We start from the raw sequence: 16,938 nt of genomic DNA on the forward strand, positions 1-16,938 counted from the left end.
AGCGGCAGGAAAACCTGCCGCTTTTGATCGGAATTAGCTCTGCTGACGACCTTTGCCAGCGGCGATCCGTAAGCGCAATGCATTCAGCTTGATAAAGCCTTCCGCGTCTTTCTGGTTGTAAGCACCGGCGTCATCTTCAAACGTTGCGATGGACTCGTCGAACAATGACTGCTCGGACTTACGTCCTACTACGGTGGCGTTACCTTTATAGAGCTTCATGCGCACAACGCCCGAGACGTTTTTCTGCGTCTCATCGATAGCGGCTTGCAGCATGCGGCGCTCAGGACTCCACCAGTAGCCGTTGTAGATCACTTCTGCGTATTTCGGCATTAGCTGATCTTTGAGGTGGGCTTCTTCACGATCAAGCGTCAGCGATTCAATGGCACGGTGGGCACGCAGCATGATGGTGCCGCCAGGTGTTTCGTAGCAGCCACGCGACTTCATGCCCACGTAGCGGTTCTCAACAATATCCAGACGGCCAATGCCGTTATCGCCACCTACTTTATTGAGTTTCTCAAGCACTTCGTGAGGCTTGTGCGCTTCGCCGTCGATGGCAACGATATCGCCTTTCTCGAACGTCAACTCAACATACGTAGGCTGATCCGGGGCGGCTTCAGGCGATACGCTCCAACGCCACATATCGTCCTCAGCTTCGGCCCACGGATCTTCCAAAATGCCGCCTTCGTACGAGATATGCAGCAGGTTGGCGTCCATGGAGTACGGCGATTTCTTCTTCTTGCTGGAGAAGTCGACCGGGATATTGTGCTCTTCGCAGTAAGCCATCAGCTTTTCACGAGACGTCAGATCCCACTCGCGCCACGGCGCAATCACTTTAACGCCAGGTTTCAGTGCGTAACCGCCCAGCTCAAAGCGCACCTGGTCGTTACCTTTACCGGTTGCACCGTGAGAGATAGCATCGGCGCCGGTTTCATTGGCGATTTCGATCAACCTCTTGGCGATTAGCGGGCGTGCAATTGAGGTGCCCAGCAAATACTCGCCTTCATAAACGGTATTGGCACGGAACATGGGGAAGACATAGTCGCGTACAAACTCTTCGCGCAAATCTTCAATGTAAATTTCTTTAACACCTAGTGCCTGTGCCTTCGCGCGAGCCGGCTCGACTTCTTCGCCTTGACCGATGTCGGCAGTAAAGGTCACTACCTCGCAGTTGTAAGTTTCTTGCAACCACTTAACGATTACAGAGGTGTCCAGGCCGCCTGAATATGCCAGCACAACCTTTTTGACATCGGACATTCTTTGCTCCTTGTATATAAAACCGTTTATAAAAACCACGTGTATGAAACTACGCTCACCAGCGAATACGGCGCCTTTAAGCGCACAACATATCAAAGTAAACGCCAAGTATAGCGTTCTCTATGGCTAGCGAATACCGTCAGCGACGCCTTATACAGAAAGCTGCTAGAATCACACCATCCAGGAGGCGGCCTACCGCCCATTTTTGACGATTACTCGCTGTACTTAAGGAGAGCTGCATGAGCGAGGCAATTGCCCGCGAATTAATGGCCCAACGTTTTCGCAGTTATCTGCCGGTTGTCATTGATTTAGAAACGGGTGGCTTCAATGCCCAAAGTGATGCCGTGCTTGAAATTGCAGCCGTCACGCTCACCATGGACCCAGAAGGAAATCTGCTGCCTGATGCGACCTACGCTTATCACATTCAACCCTTTGAAGGGGCCAATGTTGAACAGTCAGCGCTGGACTTTACCGGTATCAATCTGGATGACCCGCTACGCCGCCAGGTAGCGCTCAGCGAAACAGAAGCGCTGGGTGAAATTTTCCGCCCTATACGCAAATCTATAAAAGCCCACGGATGTTCGCGCGCCATTTTAGTCGGCCATAATGCTGCGTTTGATCAGGGTTTTCTTAACGCTGCCGCTAATCGTTGCAACGTTAAACGCAACCCGTTCCACCCTTTCTCAAGTTTTGACACCGCGACACTGGCAGGCCTTGTTTACGGCCAGACCGTACTGGCCCGAGCCTGCCGTGCGGCCGGTATCGAATTTGACAATAAAGCAGCACACTCAGCACGCTACGATACCGAACGCACGGCGGAGTTATTCTGCGCCATGGTTAACCGTTATAAAGATCTGGGTGGATGGCGCTTGGCCCAACGAGAGCAGGACATGGACGACGGTGAATAACCCGTTGGCTGGATGCAGTGACGTGGGCTTTACGCTAAACTTCGCCACTTTACATGCACTGTTGATGAAGGCGTTCAACGCTTTCTGTGTGCTTTACTTTTTCGCTTTTCAAAAGATGAGACGTTTCAATGGCTCAGTATAATGCCTTTTACGCCCAGTCAGGCGGCGTTACCGCCGTTATTAACGCCAGCGCCTGCGGCGTTATCGAAGCATGCCGACAAGCTCCCGAACAAATTGGCAAGGTATACGCGGGCCATAACGGCATTATTGGCGCATTAACCGAAGACCTCATTGATGTTACTCAGGAAAGCGACGAAGCGATTGCCGCATTACGCTATACGCCCGGCGGTGCATTCGGTTCTTGCCGCTATAAGCTAAAAGATATCGATACCCATCGCACTCAGTACGAGCGTTTAATTGAGGTATTTAAGGCACACAATATTCGCTACTTCTTCTATAACGGTGGTGGCGACAGTGCCGACACTTGCCTGAAGATCTCTCAACTTTCAGAAAAGCTGGGCTACCCGCTAACCGCTATTCACGTGCCTAAAACCGTGGATAATGACCTACCGATTACCGATAACAGCCCAGGTTTTGGTAGCGTTGCCAAATATATTGCCACCTCTACCCGTGAAGCCTCTCTCGATATCGCCTCCATGTGCGCAACATCTACCAAAGTCTTCGTGCTTGAAGTGATGGGGCGCCATGCCGGCTGGATTGCAGCGGCTGGCGGATTAGCCGGTGAAGGCGAAGGTGAACCGCCTCACTTGATTATTTTCCCCGAGATCGCCTTCAACCGTAAAGCCGTCATGGCGCGGGTTGAGGAAAGCGTGAAACAGAACGGCTACTGCGTCATCGTGGTATCAGAAGGCGCACGCTATGAAGACGGCACCTTCCTGGCCGATGCGGGCAATACCGATGCTTTTGGCCATCGCCAGTTGGGTGGTGTTGCGCCTACGCTTGCAGGCATGATCAAGCAAGACCTGGGCTACAAGTATCACTGGGCCGTCGCTGACTACTTACAGCGTGCAGCTCGCCACTTGGCCTCGAAAACAGACGTTGAACAAGCCTATGCGGTTGGCCGCGAAGCCGTGACGCTCGCGCTGGCAGGCAAGAACTCGATGATGCCCGCAATTCGCCGTATCTCTCAATCACCCTATCAGTGGGATGTCATTTCCGCGCCGTTGGCCCAGATTGCCAACCAGGAAAAGTTCATGCCGCGTGACTTTATCAGCGAAAGCGGCTTTGCGATTACCCAAGCGTGCCGTGATTACCTCTCACCGTTGATTCAAGGCGAAGACTTCCCGCCCTTTGAGAACGGCTTGCCCAAAGTGGCTAAGCTAAAACTTGCCAAAGTGGACCAAAAACTCCCCACGTTTACGCTATAAGGCGCCGCCCTTTCGGGCTTGCCTACGGCGGTAACCAAAACGGGCGATGATTATCTCATCGCCCGTTTTTTAGCAGATATACATTGCTTAACGCGCTAGCACATCATCTTAATAGCCACGAAAGCACCAATAGCAGCAGCAACACGCCGGCGACGCCTTGCCAGAAATGACGACGTGGCTCCTGGCGAGTGCCCTCTTGGGCAGGCAAACGGCCTAGCGGGACACGCAGTGCATGCAGAAACTCTGACTGACGCCTAAAGCGCAGCGCACGCTGTGGGTCCAATGCACGCCGTAAGGCATCATCCAGCTCTTGGGTAATTTCCGGGTTATGAGTTCGCGAGCTGCGATAGCTAAGTTCTTCTAAATCCGTATGACTGCGCAACTTGTTCGGGGTAAGTTGGTAAGGTAGCTCTCCGGTTAACAGCCAGTAGACAGTTGAAGCGAGGGAGTACTGATCGCTGCGGCGGCCAATACTATCTTCCAATGCATACTCAGGCGCGGTGTGTTCGTTAAAACCAATTTGGCGCAACAACTCACCTGAATGCCGGTGACCGTCCACCTCACGCATATGGCACGCGCTAAAATCGTTGAGCATCAGCTTACCGTGGCTATCAATTAAAATATTATCCGGCATGATCTGCTGATGAATAATGTCGCGGTGATGCAGCGCCTGCACGGCCTTACCCAACTGGTTTGCGATATCCAAGCGCTGGACAAGGCTGGCTTGAGGATGCCGCTCGGCCCACTGGCGCAACGTTTCCCCTTCAACATGCTGCATCAAGTAGTAAAGATAGCGGCGTGGCCTTGAGGGCTTTACGACCTTAACGATAAAAGGTGAATTAACCCGCTCGACGATCCACTGCTGAAGCAGGAAATGCTCCAAATAGGCATTACGAAGCGATAGCTCAGGGCTTGGCGCCTTCATTGCCATTTCACGCTCGGTATGCACGTCTCTTACCCGATAGACACGAGACTGTGCATTACGCGACAGCACTTCTATAACTTCCAACCCATCAAGCCGTTCGCCTGGCGCAAGTTCAGGCGGAATCGGCAAATCACCGTAAATCAGCCCCGGGTCGTCCGGCGACTCTTCCGGTAACTCATCAATACGCACCAACTGAAAGCAAAATTGATCACCTCCATAACCCCGCTCTTGGGCGCGCTGCTTGGCTTCACTGGCCAGGCGTTCGCAGGCGGCATCCAGGTCACTGGCATCCTGGCGAATCAAGCGTACGTAGTCGGAAGGCAACAGCGTGCCGCGCACGCCACGCGTGGTGAACAGAAAAATATCGCCCTGTTTAAGGCCCAGATGGGTATAGTCGATGTCCACACTGCCATCCATCCCCAGCGCCCGGGAAGGATAGTGGTAACCGCCAATATCGGTCACATGGTCTCGCGTCAGCTGTTCAAACTCAGCGCCTCGCAAGCGAAACACCAGCGTATCTCCCATATGAAACAGGTGCGCTTCGCGCTTACGAAAGACAACCACCGACATGGAAGAGACAAAGCCACCCTCTTTTACATGCTGGCTTTGGCTGTAACACCAGCTATTGAGCGCACGAAGCACGCGTGTTGCTGACGTTTTAGTGTCCCAATGGTCAGGCGTAGAAAAGTAATCCGCTAAAAAGCCACGCACACTTAAATCACCCGCCTGTTTGGCCAGCGTATTGCGCGACACAGAGTCGCTGATAACGGCGCAGCCCCCTTTGACCTTTAATAGCGGTGCATCAGGAAAACGCACCGACATGGAGCTGCGATGCAAACGTCGGTCAGGCGCAACAAACGCTTGACCATAACTGATCAGCAACTGGGCATGCCCCACTCATCCTCCTTGGCGAACCGCTCAACATAACTTCATGACAGAATTTCATGACAGAACTTCATGGCCGCTATAATACACGCAACGGCTTTAATGCGATGCCCACCAAACGTCGCGACCACTGCGATAAAAGCAAATTGCCACTACCATTAAGCGATAGCGTCGGCGCTGCGCCCATGTTGCATTGGCAATCGCCCTGCCATCTTCGTATAATTCCCGACTATTCGTGCAACGCATCAATTGCTTAGCCACTGCAACACCCAAGAACTTCTAAGGACTCAACGATGAACTTCGATAACATCCCAGCTGGAAAGGATTTGCCGAACGATATTTACGTGGCGATCGAGATTCCTGCGAACCACTCGCCTATCAAATACGAAATTGATAAGGATATGGGCGCACTATTGGTTGATCGTTTTATGGCGACCCCGATGTTCTACCCCGCCAACTACGGCTTTATTCCCCATACGCTGGCTGATGATGGCGATGCACTCGACGCCTTAGTAGTAACACCGCACCCGGTAGCGCCTGGCAGCATTATTCGCGCGCGCCCCATCGGCATCCTGAACATGACCGATGAAGCAGGTGAAGATGCCAAGCTGGTATGCGTACCGCACCCCAAACTCAGCACGCTTTATGATGACGTACAGGAAGTTACCGACCTGCCCGAGCTTCTGCGTCAGCAAATCGCCCACTTCTTTGAAAACTACAAAGATCTTGAAAAAGGCAAGTGGGTAAAAGTTGAGTCTTGGGAAGGCGTTGAAGCAGCGCGTAAAGCTATTGAAAAATCAGCGGCAGCTTACCAAAAGGCGTAAGTGAACTAAACGCGCTGTTTTGTCTCTATTAATAAGGCCGCCAATAGGCGGCCTTCTTATTACGCCCACTAGCCATTTTTTATCACTGCGCATGGATCTTTCACAAGTGCTACCAAGCGCTCGCTCCATATTATGCGCCATGTTAATGCGGGTGCTTTTCAGCCATATCGCCGTTAAGGATGTATCGTGTTATCCGTCAAACGATTAGGTTTATTCTGGCTACTCTGCTGGCTACCGTTATTGGCCCACGCACAATGGTTTTCATCCAGCAGCAACGATCAGTTTCTGCCCGTAATGGAGGCATTTCAGCCTACCGCTTGGCACGATGGCGAAACACTTTATATCGGCATTCAAAGTGCCGAAGGCTATTACCTTTACCGACATCAGTTTGACGTTAAAAGCCAAACGCCTTCTGTGACATTGGGTAGCCCTGTTCTACCGGAAGGCACCTTTACCAATGACGAATTTATGGGCGATGTCTACACCTTTCGCGACATGCTGGTGTTTGAAACACCGCTTGAGCATGTTTATTCAGGCCCCATTGACATTGAGCTTACCTTTCAAGGCTGCGCCGATGCCGGGCTTTGCTACCCACCTGAACAGGTACCGCTACAGGCCGCTGAGTCACAGCCGCCTGCCCAATATGCCCAATGGTTAGCCGAAAACAGCCCCCCATCAACCGACATTGCCACGCCTGCCCAAGCGGCGAGCAGCGCTGAGCCCGAAAACCTCAACACTTCTCGTCAAGCGCTGAACACACCGCAAAGTGCCGACAGCCGCTTTAGCGCCTTACTAAGCGAGGCAAGCCTGCCGCTGGCCTTGGGGCTTTTCTTTATTGCCGGGCTGGGTTTAACATTTACGCCCTGCGTTTTACCCATGATTCCCATTCTTTCCTCCATCATCGTTGGTCAGAATCCGACTAAACCGCGTGCGTTTGTTCTTTCGGCAAGCTACGTATTGGGCATGGCAACGACCTACGCCGTTGTCGGTGTCTTAATGGGACTCTTTGGGGCAGGCCTAAACTTGCAGGCCCGCCTTCAGTCGGCGCCTGTATTAATAGCATTTGGATTACTTTTCACGCTGTTTGCGCTCGCCATGTTTGGCGCATTCGAGTTACGTTTCTCGTCACGCATGACCAACCGCATCGAGGCGTGGCAAGCTCGGGCACAACGCAGTGGCCCGGGCGGGCTCGCCCTGGCAGGCGCGCTTTCGGTACTGGTGGTATCGCCCTGCGTTACCGCACCGCTTGCCGGCGCATTGGTCTTTATTTCCTCTACCGGCGACGCTGCTATCGGGGGCGCGGTTCTTTTTGCGCTGGGTCTTGGCATGGGGTTGCCGCTGCTACTGGTAGGCACGCTGGGCGTTACCCTGCTACCGCGAACAGGCGCCTGGATGAACGGCGTTAAGACCGGCTTTGGTTTATTGCTGCTGGGTGTGGCCATTTGGATGATTGAGCGTCTTGTAGCCGGGTCTGTAGGACTCTTGCTCTGGGCAGCACTGGCGATAGGCAGCGCGCTGGTGCTGGGCGCGTTACGTCTGAACCCACCGTCAGGTTGGTCGCGTGCGCGACAAACGCTGGGGTTGATGCTGCTTGCCTGGGGGGTCGCCCTCGTTTTGGGCGCAGCTCAAGGCAATAATAACCCGCTTCAACCACTACACTTTTCCCATAGTGCTACACCCACTCAAGAAACGGCGCTTGATTTTGCAACCGTGAATAGCCTGGATGAACTACGCTCAGCTCTTGCTCAGGCAGACAGTGCCCACCAACCCGCCTTTGTCCATTTCACCGCTGACTGGTGTATTTCATGCAAAGTGATGGAGCGTGAAGTTTATCCAGACCCACGTGTTATTGAGGCGTTGGAAGGCTTCACGCTAATTGCCGTCGATGTAACCGATACGACCCCTGAAAGTAGGCAGCTACTTAACCAGTACCAGCTTTTTGGGCCGCCCAGCCTGCTGTTCTTTGATCAAGGCGCAGAAATACGCCCAGCGCGGATCCAAGGGGAAGTCACAGCCAACGCGCTTGCAGCGCATCTTTCATCCTTAAAACAGTGGCTATTAAGCTAAAAGCCTGAACCTTATTTGCACCCTGGGGGCAATTGTTGAGTACCGATAACAGCGTGCTCTTCGCTAAACGGTAAAGATAGCCATCAAGGCATACCGCGTTTTATGCCTAGGCCCTGCACTGGACTAGCGCTGGACATGTTCCTGTTTTTTCGGCAAACTCCGCCCCCATATTAGTTAAATGCTCACTTATTAAGCTGTTAGAGGGGTAACGTTCGCCATCATGCAGCGTTCTCTTCTTTTTTTAACTTGGTTTACTGCGCGCTAAATATTGCGATATTACAGCGTTATCACTAGCGTGTTAGACAGCAACCTTCACCTATCTACGGGGCCCAATATGGATATTCGCAAAGTAAAAAAACTGATCGAACTGCTCGAAGAATCCAACATTAGCGAAATTGAAATTCAGGAAGGCGAAGAGTCAGTGCGCATTAGCCGTCATCCTAACGGTGCTACCTGGCAGCCCCAGCCAATGCCTCAATATGCCCAGCCTTATGCGCCGCCTGCTGCTGCCGCACCTGCAGCGCCTGGTGTTGACGTAGAGCCTGCTGGTGCAAGCTTCCGCGGTGAAGCCGTTAACTCTCCGATGGTGGGCACCTTCTACCGCAGCCCGGCACCAGGTGCAAAATCGTTTGTTGAAGTAGGCGACATCGTTAAGCAAGGCGACACTGTATGTATCGTTGAAGCGATGAAAATGATGAACCAGATTGAAGCTGATCGCGACGGTGTGGTTGAAGCCATCCTGGTGGAAGATGGTGAGCCGGTGGAATTTGATCAACCCATGATCGTCCTCGCTTAATCTTTCACATCAACACGGGTGGACTCTCCCATGCTGGACAAGGTACTTATCGCGAACCGCGGCGAGATAGCCCTACGTATTCTACGGGCCTGTAAAGAGCTGGGTATCAAAACCGTCGCCGTACACTCCAAGGCCGACCGCGAACTGATGCATGTGCGCCTAGCGGATGAGGCGGTGTGCATTGGCCCGGCCTCTTCGGCCCAGTCATATTTGAATATTCCCGCGCTGATTAGCGCTGCCGAAGTAACCGATTCAAGCGCCATTCATCCCGGCTATGGCTTTTTGTCTGAAAATGCCAATTTTGCCGAGCAGGTTGAGCGCTCCGGCTTTACCTTTATTGGTCCGCGCGCTGAAACCATTCGCTTAATGGGCGACAAAGTGAGCGCCATTGAAGCCATGAAGAAGGCGGGCGTACCCACCGTACCTGGCTCTGATGGCCCCTTGGGCGATGATGAAGCCGCAAGCCTGGCGGCTGGCGTGCGTGTAGGCTATCCCGTCATTATCAAGGCAGCGGCTGGTGGCGGTGGTCGTGGCATGCGGGTCGTGCATTCAGAAGACCAATTGCTTGAAGCAATTAGCATTACCCAAAACGAAGCCCAGGCAGCGTTTGGCGATGGCACGGTTTACATGGAAAAATTCCTTGAGAAACCGCGCCATGTGGAAGTACAGGTACTTGCCGATGGTCAGGGCAATGCGATTCATCTATATGACCGCGACTGCTCTTTGCAACGCCGCCATCAAAAAGTACTGGAAGAAGCACCTGCCCCCGGCCTCGACCCGAAAGCACGTGCAGACGTACTGGAAGCCTGCCGCCAGGCCTGTATTGAAATTAACTACCGCGGCGCCGGTACGTTCGAGTTCCTGTACGAAGATGGCAAGTTCTTCTTTATCGAGATGAACACACGTGTTCAGGTGGAGCATCCGGTAACGGAAATGGTCACCGGCGTGGATATCGTCAAAGAACAGCTGCGTATTGCGTCAGGCTTGCCACTGTCGATTCGCCAGGAAGACGTTAAGCTTAACGGCCACGCGTTTGAATGTCGGATCAATGCGGAAGACTCACGCACGTTTATGCCATCACCAGGCAAAGTGACGCTGTATCACTCCCCAGGCGGCTTGGGCGTGCGCATGGATTCTCACCTGTATACAGGCTATACCGTTCCGCCACACTACGACTCACTGATTGGCAAGCTGATCACTTGGGGCGCGGATCGTGAGATCGCGTTAACGCGCATGCGTAATGCACTGGATGAACTGCTGGTCGAAGGTATCAAAACCAACATTGACCTACAGAAAGACCTGGTGCGCGATAGCCAATTCCGCCAGGGCGGTGTCAACATTCACTATCTAGAAAAGAAACTTGCCGGTTAAGCACTCCATGTGCCAAGCAAGCGTCTAATAGTGTTGCCGAGTAATACCCAACGGGGTGGCCAAGCCCACCCCGTTATCGATTATGCCTACCGCGGAGACTCCCCATGCCTTGGCTTCAACTCAAAGCCCACGTAGCGCCTGAACAGGCTGAACTTCTGGAAGAGCTGCTGCTTGAAGAGGGAGCTACCGCCATTGGGCTTCAGGATGCCCATGATGACCCCGTTTTTGAGCCAGAACGCGGCACCACGCCGCTTTGGCAGGACACCATTCTGACCGGCCTGTACGACGATTTAGAGGGCGTGGAAGGTATGCTGGCCCGCATCGAAAGCGCCTGGGCACAACAACTGCCCGATGAACCCTGCCCCACCATTGAGTATGAGCTGCTGGCCGACCGCGACTGGGAACGCGAGTGGATGGATGACTTCAAACCGCTCCAGATGGGCCAGCGCTTATGGATTGTTCCTAGCTGGCATACGCCGCCTGAAGCAGACGCGGTCAATCTGATTTTAGACCCAGGCTTAGCCTTCGGCACTGGCACTCATCCGACGACTGCGCTGTGCCTTGAATGGCTTGATCAGTTAGCGGTTGATGGCACGCTTGGCGACAAGAACGTGCTGGATATTGGCTGCGGCTCGGGCATTCTCGCCATTGCAGCGCTTAAGCTGGGTGCTCAGCACGCCGATGGCACGGATATTGACCCTCAGGCGCTGCAGGCTAGCCGCGATAACGCCGAGCGCAATCATATTGCAGAGCAAAATCTCGCGCTCTATTATCCGGAGCAGTTAACAGGCGGCCCTTACCCGATTGTCACTGCGAATATTTTAGCCGGCCCCCTGGTGGAGTTGGCGCCGACGATTGCGGGACATGTCGCACCGAAGGGGCTTCTTGCGCTGTCAGGTATTCTTGCCAACCAGGCCCAGGACGTGCTTAAGGCCTACGAAGCAGAAGGCATAATGATGGATGAACCTGTCATTCGTGAAGGCTGGGTGAGACTAACAGGCCATCGACCCGGTTAATCTTCAAAACAGCCTTCATTCCGCTTCCGAGTAGGCGTATCATACGCCCCCCTGAACGCCTACTCGCTTATCCAGCAGCGCAAACTCCATGACATTAGCCACGCAACAATCGACATCTATCGGCCCTTACAGCTTGCCCAATCAGGTCATACTGGCGCCGATGGCAGGCGTGACCGACCGCCCTTTTCGCCAGCTTTGCCGGCGGCTGGGTGCTGGCTGGGTAGTAGGCGAAATGGTCACCTCAGACCCCAGCCTGTGGCATACCCGAAAGTCCCAACTACGGATGGACCATACGGGTGAGCCCGACCCACGGGTCGTGCAAATTGCCGGTGGCGACGCCCAGATGCTTGCTCAGGCAGCACGGCTTAACGTCGAACTGGGCGCCCAGATTATCGATATCAACATGGGCTGCCCGGCAAAAAAGGTCTGCAACAAGGCGGCTGGCTCAGCGCTACTGCGCGATGAGGCCTTGGTAGCCGATATTTTAGATGCGGTGGTCAAGGCGGTGGATGTGCCGGTTACCTTGAAAATCCGTACCGGCTGGTGCGCCGAATCCAACAATGGCGTGAGAATTGCTCGGTTGGCAGAAGATGCAGGCATTCAGGCACTGGCCGTTCATGGCCGACATCGCGAACAGCGCTATACTGGTTGGGCGGAGTACGACACGATCGCCAATATCAAATCGTGTCTGTCCATCCCAGTGATTGCCAATGGTGATATTACAAGTCCTGAAAAAGCAGCCGACGTCCTACGCTATACCGGCGCGAATGCGGTAATGATTGGACGTGGCGCCCAGGGTAATCCTTGGATTTTCAAGCAAATAACCCATTATCTACAGCATGGCGAGCAGCTGGCTTTGCCAAGTCTGGAGGAGCGCCTTCACGTGCTGGCCGGGCATGTAGCGGCGCTGCACGCCTTTTATGGCGACACGATGGGTGTACGCATTGCGCGCAAGCATATTGGTTGGTATCTCGAAAGTGATCTGCGCTTTTGCGATGCAAAGCGCCGCGAGCTAAAACAGCAATTCAATGCACTGGCATCACCTGAAACACAATTTGATTGGATTAACGACGCCATGGCGTTTGACGCAGACAAGCGTCTATTAGCCAAAGGAACCCATGCTGCATGAACGAACGCGATCTTCTTTCTAGCGAGTTACCCTCGCGACTAGCGGGTACGCTCGCTGACCCAGCGGCAAGCGCCCCGCCGCAGCCGTTAAGAGAGGCCGTGGAGTCTGCCATGCGCCGCTACTTCGAGCATCTCGATGGCAGTCAGGCCACCGACCTGTACGCCATGGTGATGGCCGAAGTAGAAGCGCCGCTGCTGGCCTGCGTGTTGGAGCATACCGAAGGCAACCAGACACGCGCCGCTGATGTACTGGGATTAAACCGCGGTACGCTGCGCAAGAAACTCAAGATTTACGGTCTTATCGAAGGTGACGCCCCATAACCATGGGGCGTTGTTGTTTTTATTGTTCCACTCTGCACACGAGCTTATTCATGGTTGATAGTACCGCTACTCCTGTTCGCCGCGCGCTGTTAAGCGTGTCCGATAAAACGGGTATTGTTGAGTTTGCCCGCAGCCTTACCGAGCGCGGCATTGAGCTACTGTCCACGGGCGGCACCTTCCGCTTGCTACAGGAAAACGCCATCCCGGTCACCGAAGTATCCGAGCATACGGGCTTCCCTGAGATTATGGATGGCCGAGTGAAAACGCTGCATCCTAAAATTCACGGCGGCATCCTGGCGCGCCGTGGTCAGGATGACGCGGTAATGGCTGACAACGATATCACCCCGATTGATATGGTCGTGGTTAATCTCTACCCGTTTGCAGCCACCGTTGCCAAACCGGACTGCAGCCTGGAAGACGCCATCGAAAATATCGATATCGGTGGCCCCACCATGGTCCGTGCCTGCGCTAAAAACCACGCGTACACCACCATCGTGGTTAACGCCGACGACTACACTCGCGTGCTTGAAGAACTCGCCGCCAATAATGGCCAGGTGAGCACCGCTACACGCTTTGACCTTGCGGTTAAAGCGTTTGAGCATACCGCGAGCTACGACGGCGCTATTGCCGAGTACTTGGGTCGTAAAGTCAGCGAGAGCGATGCCACCTTCGCGCGTACCTTTAATCTTCAGTTGCATAAAAAGCAGGACATGCGCTACGGCGAAAATCCGCATCAGCAGGCCGCCTTTTACGTTGACCCTGCGGCGTCTGAACCCGGTGTTGCGACAGCCACTATGCTGCAAGGCAAACCGCTTTCGTTTAACAATGTTGCCGATACCGATGCGGCTTTTGAGTGCGTCAAGGCGTTTGATGAAACGGCGTGCGTGATTGTCAAACACGCTAACCCCTGTGGCGTTGCCATCGGCGCTACGGCGCTTGAGGCTTATGACAAAGCGTTTGCAACCGACCCTACCAGTGCTTTCGGCGGTATTATTGCCTTCAACACGCCGCTTGAAGCCGATACCGCGCGAGCAATTGTTGACCGTCAGTTTGTTGAGGTCATTATTGCACCCGGGGTAAGCGATGAGGCCGTTGCGATTATCGCTGAAAAGAAAAACGTCCGCCTGCTGGATGTCAGCGCTCATTGGCCAGGCAAACCCCAGCCCGCCTTTGATTTCAAGCGGGTTAACGGAGGTTTGCTGGTACAAGAGCGCGACCAAGGCATGGTGACTCGCAACGAGCTTACTGTGGTCAGCGAGCGTGCCCCTTCAGAACAGGAGCTGCGCGATTTGGCGTTCGCATGGCGCGTCGCCAAATTCGTTAAATCCAACGCCATTGTGTATGCCAAATCAGGTCAAACGATTGGCGTGGGCGCAGGCCAAATGAGTCGCGTGTACTCCGCTAAAATTGCGGGCATCAAGGCGGCCGACGAAAACCTTTCTGTACCCGGTTCCGTTATGGCGTCTGATGCCTTCTTCCCCTTCCGTGATGGCATTGACGCCGCCGCCGCTGCGGGCATTACCGCCGTTATTCAGCCTGGTGGTTCCATGCGCGACCAGGAAGTGATTGATGCTGCCAACGAAGCGGGCATTGCCATGGTCTTCACCGGAATGCGTCACTTCCGTCACTAAGCAGTGCTTTAGCGCTAGAACCATAAAAACCTCGCAAGCACTGCTTGCGAGGTTTTTTATGAGCATAACACTCAGAATACCTTAGCCGGCACTAGCCAAGGTCAATACATAAATACTTGCTTTCCAGATACTCCTCCAGCCCCTGATGACCACCTTCACGGCCAAGCCCTGATGCCTTGACACCGCCAAACGGCGCCGACGCATTGGAAATAGCCCCGGTATTAATGCCCACCATGCCGTATTCAAGCGCATCAGCCACACGCCATACACGAGAGAGATCACGGGAGTAGAAATAGGACGCCAGCCCATACTGCGTATCATTGGCCATTTCGATAGCGGTCTCTTCGTCGTCGAAAGGAAATACCGCCGCTAGCGGGCCAAACGTCTCTTCCTGAGCAACCTTCATGCTGGCATCGGCAAAGCTGATTAACGTAGGTGTGAAGAAGTTACCGCCTAACGGATGCGGATGACCGCCCAGCAGCAACTCAGCACCTTTATCAATAGCGTCCTGAACGTGTTCGCTGACTTTCTTGACCCCATTTTCATCAATGAGCGGGCCAATATTGTTGCCTGGCTGAGCACCATCGCCAACATGCAGCTCACTGTTCATGGCAACCGCGAGCTTTTCGCAAAACGCGTTAATCACACTGGACTGAACTAAAAACCGATTGGTGCAAATGCACGTTTGGCCTGCATTGCGGAACTTGGCTGCCATCGCGCCCTCAACGGCGGCATCAAGGTCAGCATCTTCAAACACGATAAACGGCGCGTTTCCGCCCAGCTCAAGCGATATTTTTTGCACATGCTTCGCCGCTTTTTCCATCAGCGTCCGACCTACTTCAGTGGAGCCGGTAAAGGTAATTTTGCGCACCTTGGGCGACTGGGTTAGCGTTTCAGCAATTTCAGCGGCGCTGCCAGGCACCACATTAAAGACGCCGCGGGGTATTCCTGCTCGCTCAGCCAATAGCGCCAGCGCCGTTGCCGAGAAAGGCGTTTGGCTAGCGGGCTTAACGATAATGGTACAACCTGCTGCTAGCGCTGCACCTGCTTTACGCGTAATCATCGCTGCGGGGAAATTCCACGGAGTAATCGCTCCTACAACGCCCACTGGCTGCTTGGTTACAATAATACGCTGGTTGGCTTTTGCTGCAGGAATGGTTTCGCCGTATACACGCCGCGCCTCTTCGGCAAACCAACGCAGAAAGCTGGCGGCGTAAGCAATTTCGCCCTCAGCCTCTTTAACCGGCTTGCCCTGCTCATAGGTCATCAGCAGGGCAAGGTCGTGCTGATGCTCAAGCATCAGATCATGCCATTTAAGCAACATGTCAGCCCGCTCTTGAGCGGTCAATGACCGCCAGGCAGGCAAAGCGGCATCGGCCGCGTCAATGGCACGCTCAGTTTCAGCTTTACCTAATCGCGGCATATCCCCCACCGGTTTACCTGTGGCGGGGTTAATAACGTTAATTTGTTCTCCACTTTCAGCGGCTACCCAACTGCCGTCGATATAGGCAAAGGGGCAATACAGCTGTGTCTCTTTTAGCGCTTCCATGACAGACTCCTGGCCAAATGATGGCCCTGTGGGCTCATATTTACGCTTTCATGCTAAGACGAAACGACGTATTTAACCAAGTGTTTGGCAAATATGGTCACCCTGCCCGTGGAGAAACTCGTTTAGTTAATAAGTGTTAGAAATTCCTGGCGCGTCGCGGGGTTGTCCCGGAATCCACCCAGCATTACCGATGAAGACATACTCGAATTCTGCTTCTCAACACCGCGCATCATCATGCATAAATGGCGCGCCTCAACGACAACCGCCACTCCTTTCGCACCGGTTACCTGCTGGACGGCATCGGCAATTTCACGGGTCAGGTTTTCCTGAATTTGCATACGCCGCGCATACATATCAACGATACGCGCAAATTTGGAAAGCCCTAGCACCTTGCCATCGGGTAAGTAGGCAATATGACACTTCCCAATAAACGGCAATAAGTGATGCTCACACATTGAGTAAAGCTCAATGTTTTTTACTAACACCATTTCATCGGTCTTCGATTCAAACACCGCGCCGTTGATAATTTCTTCCAGCGACTGTTGATAGCCTGCGTTCAAAAACTGCATAGCTTTTGCTGCACGCTTTGGTGTATCCCGTAGCCCTTCGCGGTCCGGGTTTTCGCCAAGGGCGGTAATAATTTGGCGATAGTGCTGGGCGATATCGTCGGTCATAGTCATTCTCATTAAAGCGGTGCCCGCTCACTCGCTCGTTATTGCTTTATCAAGTAACCAGCACGCAAGCAAAACAACCTTACAAAACAATGCCCAAGCATACAGAAACCACTAAACGTACCAAAGGCGATTTATGCGCTTATTTTAACGTACCTGACCACTCGGTGGCAGCGTCGCAACGACTTTTAAGGCGCTCAACGT

At 53.6% G+C, this 16,938-nt stretch carries 14 protein-coding genes; 10 read left to right on the forward strand and 4 right to left on the reverse strand.

Annotated features, from left to right (window positions below):
- Positions 1-33: 33 nt before the first annotated feature.
- On the reverse strand, positions 34-1,254 hold the full coding sequence (locus tag ACT3RU_RS03525) for an argininosuccinate synthase (protein WP_087105553.1): 1,221 nt from the start codon (positions 1,252-1,254) through the stop codon (positions 34-36).
- 239 nt (positions 1,255-1,493) lie between these two features.
- Between ACT3RU_RS03525 and rnt the strand changes: the two genes are divergently transcribed.
- Both rnt and ACT3RU_RS03535 read left to right on the forward strand, forming a co-directional pair.
- Positions 1,494-2,162 carry a ribonuclease T gene (gene rnt / locus ACT3RU_RS03530; RefSeq protein ID WP_087105554.1) on the forward strand — a complete coding sequence of 223 codons (669 nt, stop codon included), beginning with the start codon at positions 1,494-1,496 and terminating at the stop codon, positions 2,160-2,162.
- 128 nt (positions 2,163-2,290) lie between these two features.
- Complete coding sequence (locus tag ACT3RU_RS03535) at positions 2,291-3,550, forward strand: 6-phosphofructokinase (protein WP_087105555.1); 1,260 nt, start codon at positions 2,291-2,293, stop codon at positions 3,548-3,550.
- A gap of 103 nt (positions 3,551-3,653) precedes the next feature.
- Here ACT3RU_RS03535 and ACT3RU_RS03540 read toward each other — a convergent pair whose 3' ends face one another.
- Entirely contained in the window at positions 3,654-5,372 is a 1,719-nt protein-coding gene (locus ACT3RU_RS03540) for a bifunctional protein-serine/threonine kinase/phosphatase (protein WP_087105556.1), read from the reverse strand.
- A gap of 281 nt (positions 5,373-5,653) precedes the next feature.
- Between ACT3RU_RS03540 and ppa the strand changes: the two genes are divergently transcribed.
- The 8 genes from ppa (at position 5,654) to purH (ending at position 14,514) form a co-directional block, all read left to right on the forward strand.
- Complete coding sequence (gene ppa, locus ACT3RU_RS03545) at positions 5,654-6,184, forward strand: inorganic diphosphatase (RefSeq protein ID WP_087105558.1); 531 nt, start codon at positions 5,654-5,656, stop codon at positions 6,182-6,184.
- 186 nt (positions 6,185-6,370) lie between these two features.
- Positions 6,371-8,251, forward strand: coding sequence for a protein-disulfide reductase DsbD (dsbD, locus tag ACT3RU_RS03550; RefSeq protein WP_192526496.1), 1,881 nt, complete (start codon positions 6,371-6,373; stop codon positions 8,249-8,251).
- 334 nt (positions 8,252-8,585) lie between these two features.
- The gene (accB, locus tag ACT3RU_RS03555) at positions 8,586-9,047 is read left to right on the forward strand and encodes an acetyl-CoA carboxylase biotin carboxyl carrier protein (RefSeq protein ID WP_192526495.1); all 462 of its coding nucleotides are present in this window, start codon (positions 8,586-8,588) and stop codon (positions 9,045-9,047) included.
- Between the two features lie 30 nt (positions 9,048-9,077).
- Positions 9,078-10,418 carry an acetyl-CoA carboxylase biotin carboxylase subunit gene (accC, locus tag ACT3RU_RS03560; protein WP_192526494.1) on the forward strand — a complete coding sequence of 447 codons (1,341 nt, stop codon included), beginning with the start codon at positions 9,078-9,080 and terminating at the stop codon, positions 10,416-10,418.
- Positions 10,419-10,522: 104 nt separating this feature from the next.
- Positions 10,523-11,434: a 50S ribosomal protein L11 methyltransferase gene (gene prmA, locus ACT3RU_RS03565; RefSeq protein ID WP_192526493.1), complete on the forward strand. Its 912-nt coding sequence runs from the start codon at positions 10,523-10,525 to the stop codon at positions 11,432-11,434.
- Between the two features lie 88 nt (positions 11,435-11,522).
- Positions 11,523-12,563, forward strand: coding sequence for a tRNA dihydrouridine synthase DusB (gene dusB / locus ACT3RU_RS03570; RefSeq protein ID WP_192526492.1), 1,041 nt, complete (start codon positions 11,523-11,525; stop codon positions 12,561-12,563).
- The gene (gene fis / locus ACT3RU_RS03575) at positions 12,560-12,883 is read left to right on the forward strand and encodes a DNA-binding transcriptional regulator Fis (protein WP_087105564.1); all 324 of its coding nucleotides are present in this window, start codon (positions 12,560-12,562) and stop codon (positions 12,881-12,883) included. The genes dusB and fis overlap by 4 nt, the downstream gene beginning before the upstream one ends.
- A 50-nt stretch (positions 12,884-12,933) precedes the next feature.
- Positions 12,934-14,514: a bifunctional phosphoribosylaminoimidazolecarboxamide formyltransferase/IMP cyclohydrolase gene (gene purH / locus ACT3RU_RS03580; protein ID WP_192526491.1), complete on the forward strand. Its 1,581-nt coding sequence runs from the start codon at positions 12,934-12,936 to the stop codon at positions 14,512-14,514.
- A gap of 91 nt (positions 14,515-14,605) precedes the next feature.
- On the opposite strand, the gene ACT3RU_RS03585 is transcribed toward purH, so the two are convergent.
- Together ACT3RU_RS03585 and folE are read right to left on the reverse strand one after the other, a co-directional pair.
- The gene (locus tag ACT3RU_RS03585; RefSeq protein ID WP_192526490.1) at positions 14,606-16,063 is read right to left on the reverse strand and encodes an NAD-dependent succinate-semialdehyde dehydrogenase; all 1,458 of its coding nucleotides are present in this window, start codon (positions 16,061-16,063) and stop codon (positions 14,606-14,608) included.
- Positions 16,064-16,185: 122 nt separating this feature from the next.
- Positions 16,186-16,737 carry a GTP cyclohydrolase I FolE gene (gene folE, locus ACT3RU_RS03590; protein WP_087105567.1) on the reverse strand — a complete coding sequence of 184 codons (552 nt, stop codon included), beginning with the start codon at positions 16,735-16,737 and terminating at the stop codon, positions 16,186-16,188.
- Positions 16,738-16,938: the final 201 nt, after the last annotated feature.

Source organism: Halomonas sp. TP35, assembly GCF_052375975.1.
Classification (GTDB): domain Bacteria; phylum Pseudomonadota; class Gammaproteobacteria; order Pseudomonadales; family Halomonadaceae; genus Vreelandella; species Vreelandella citrativorans.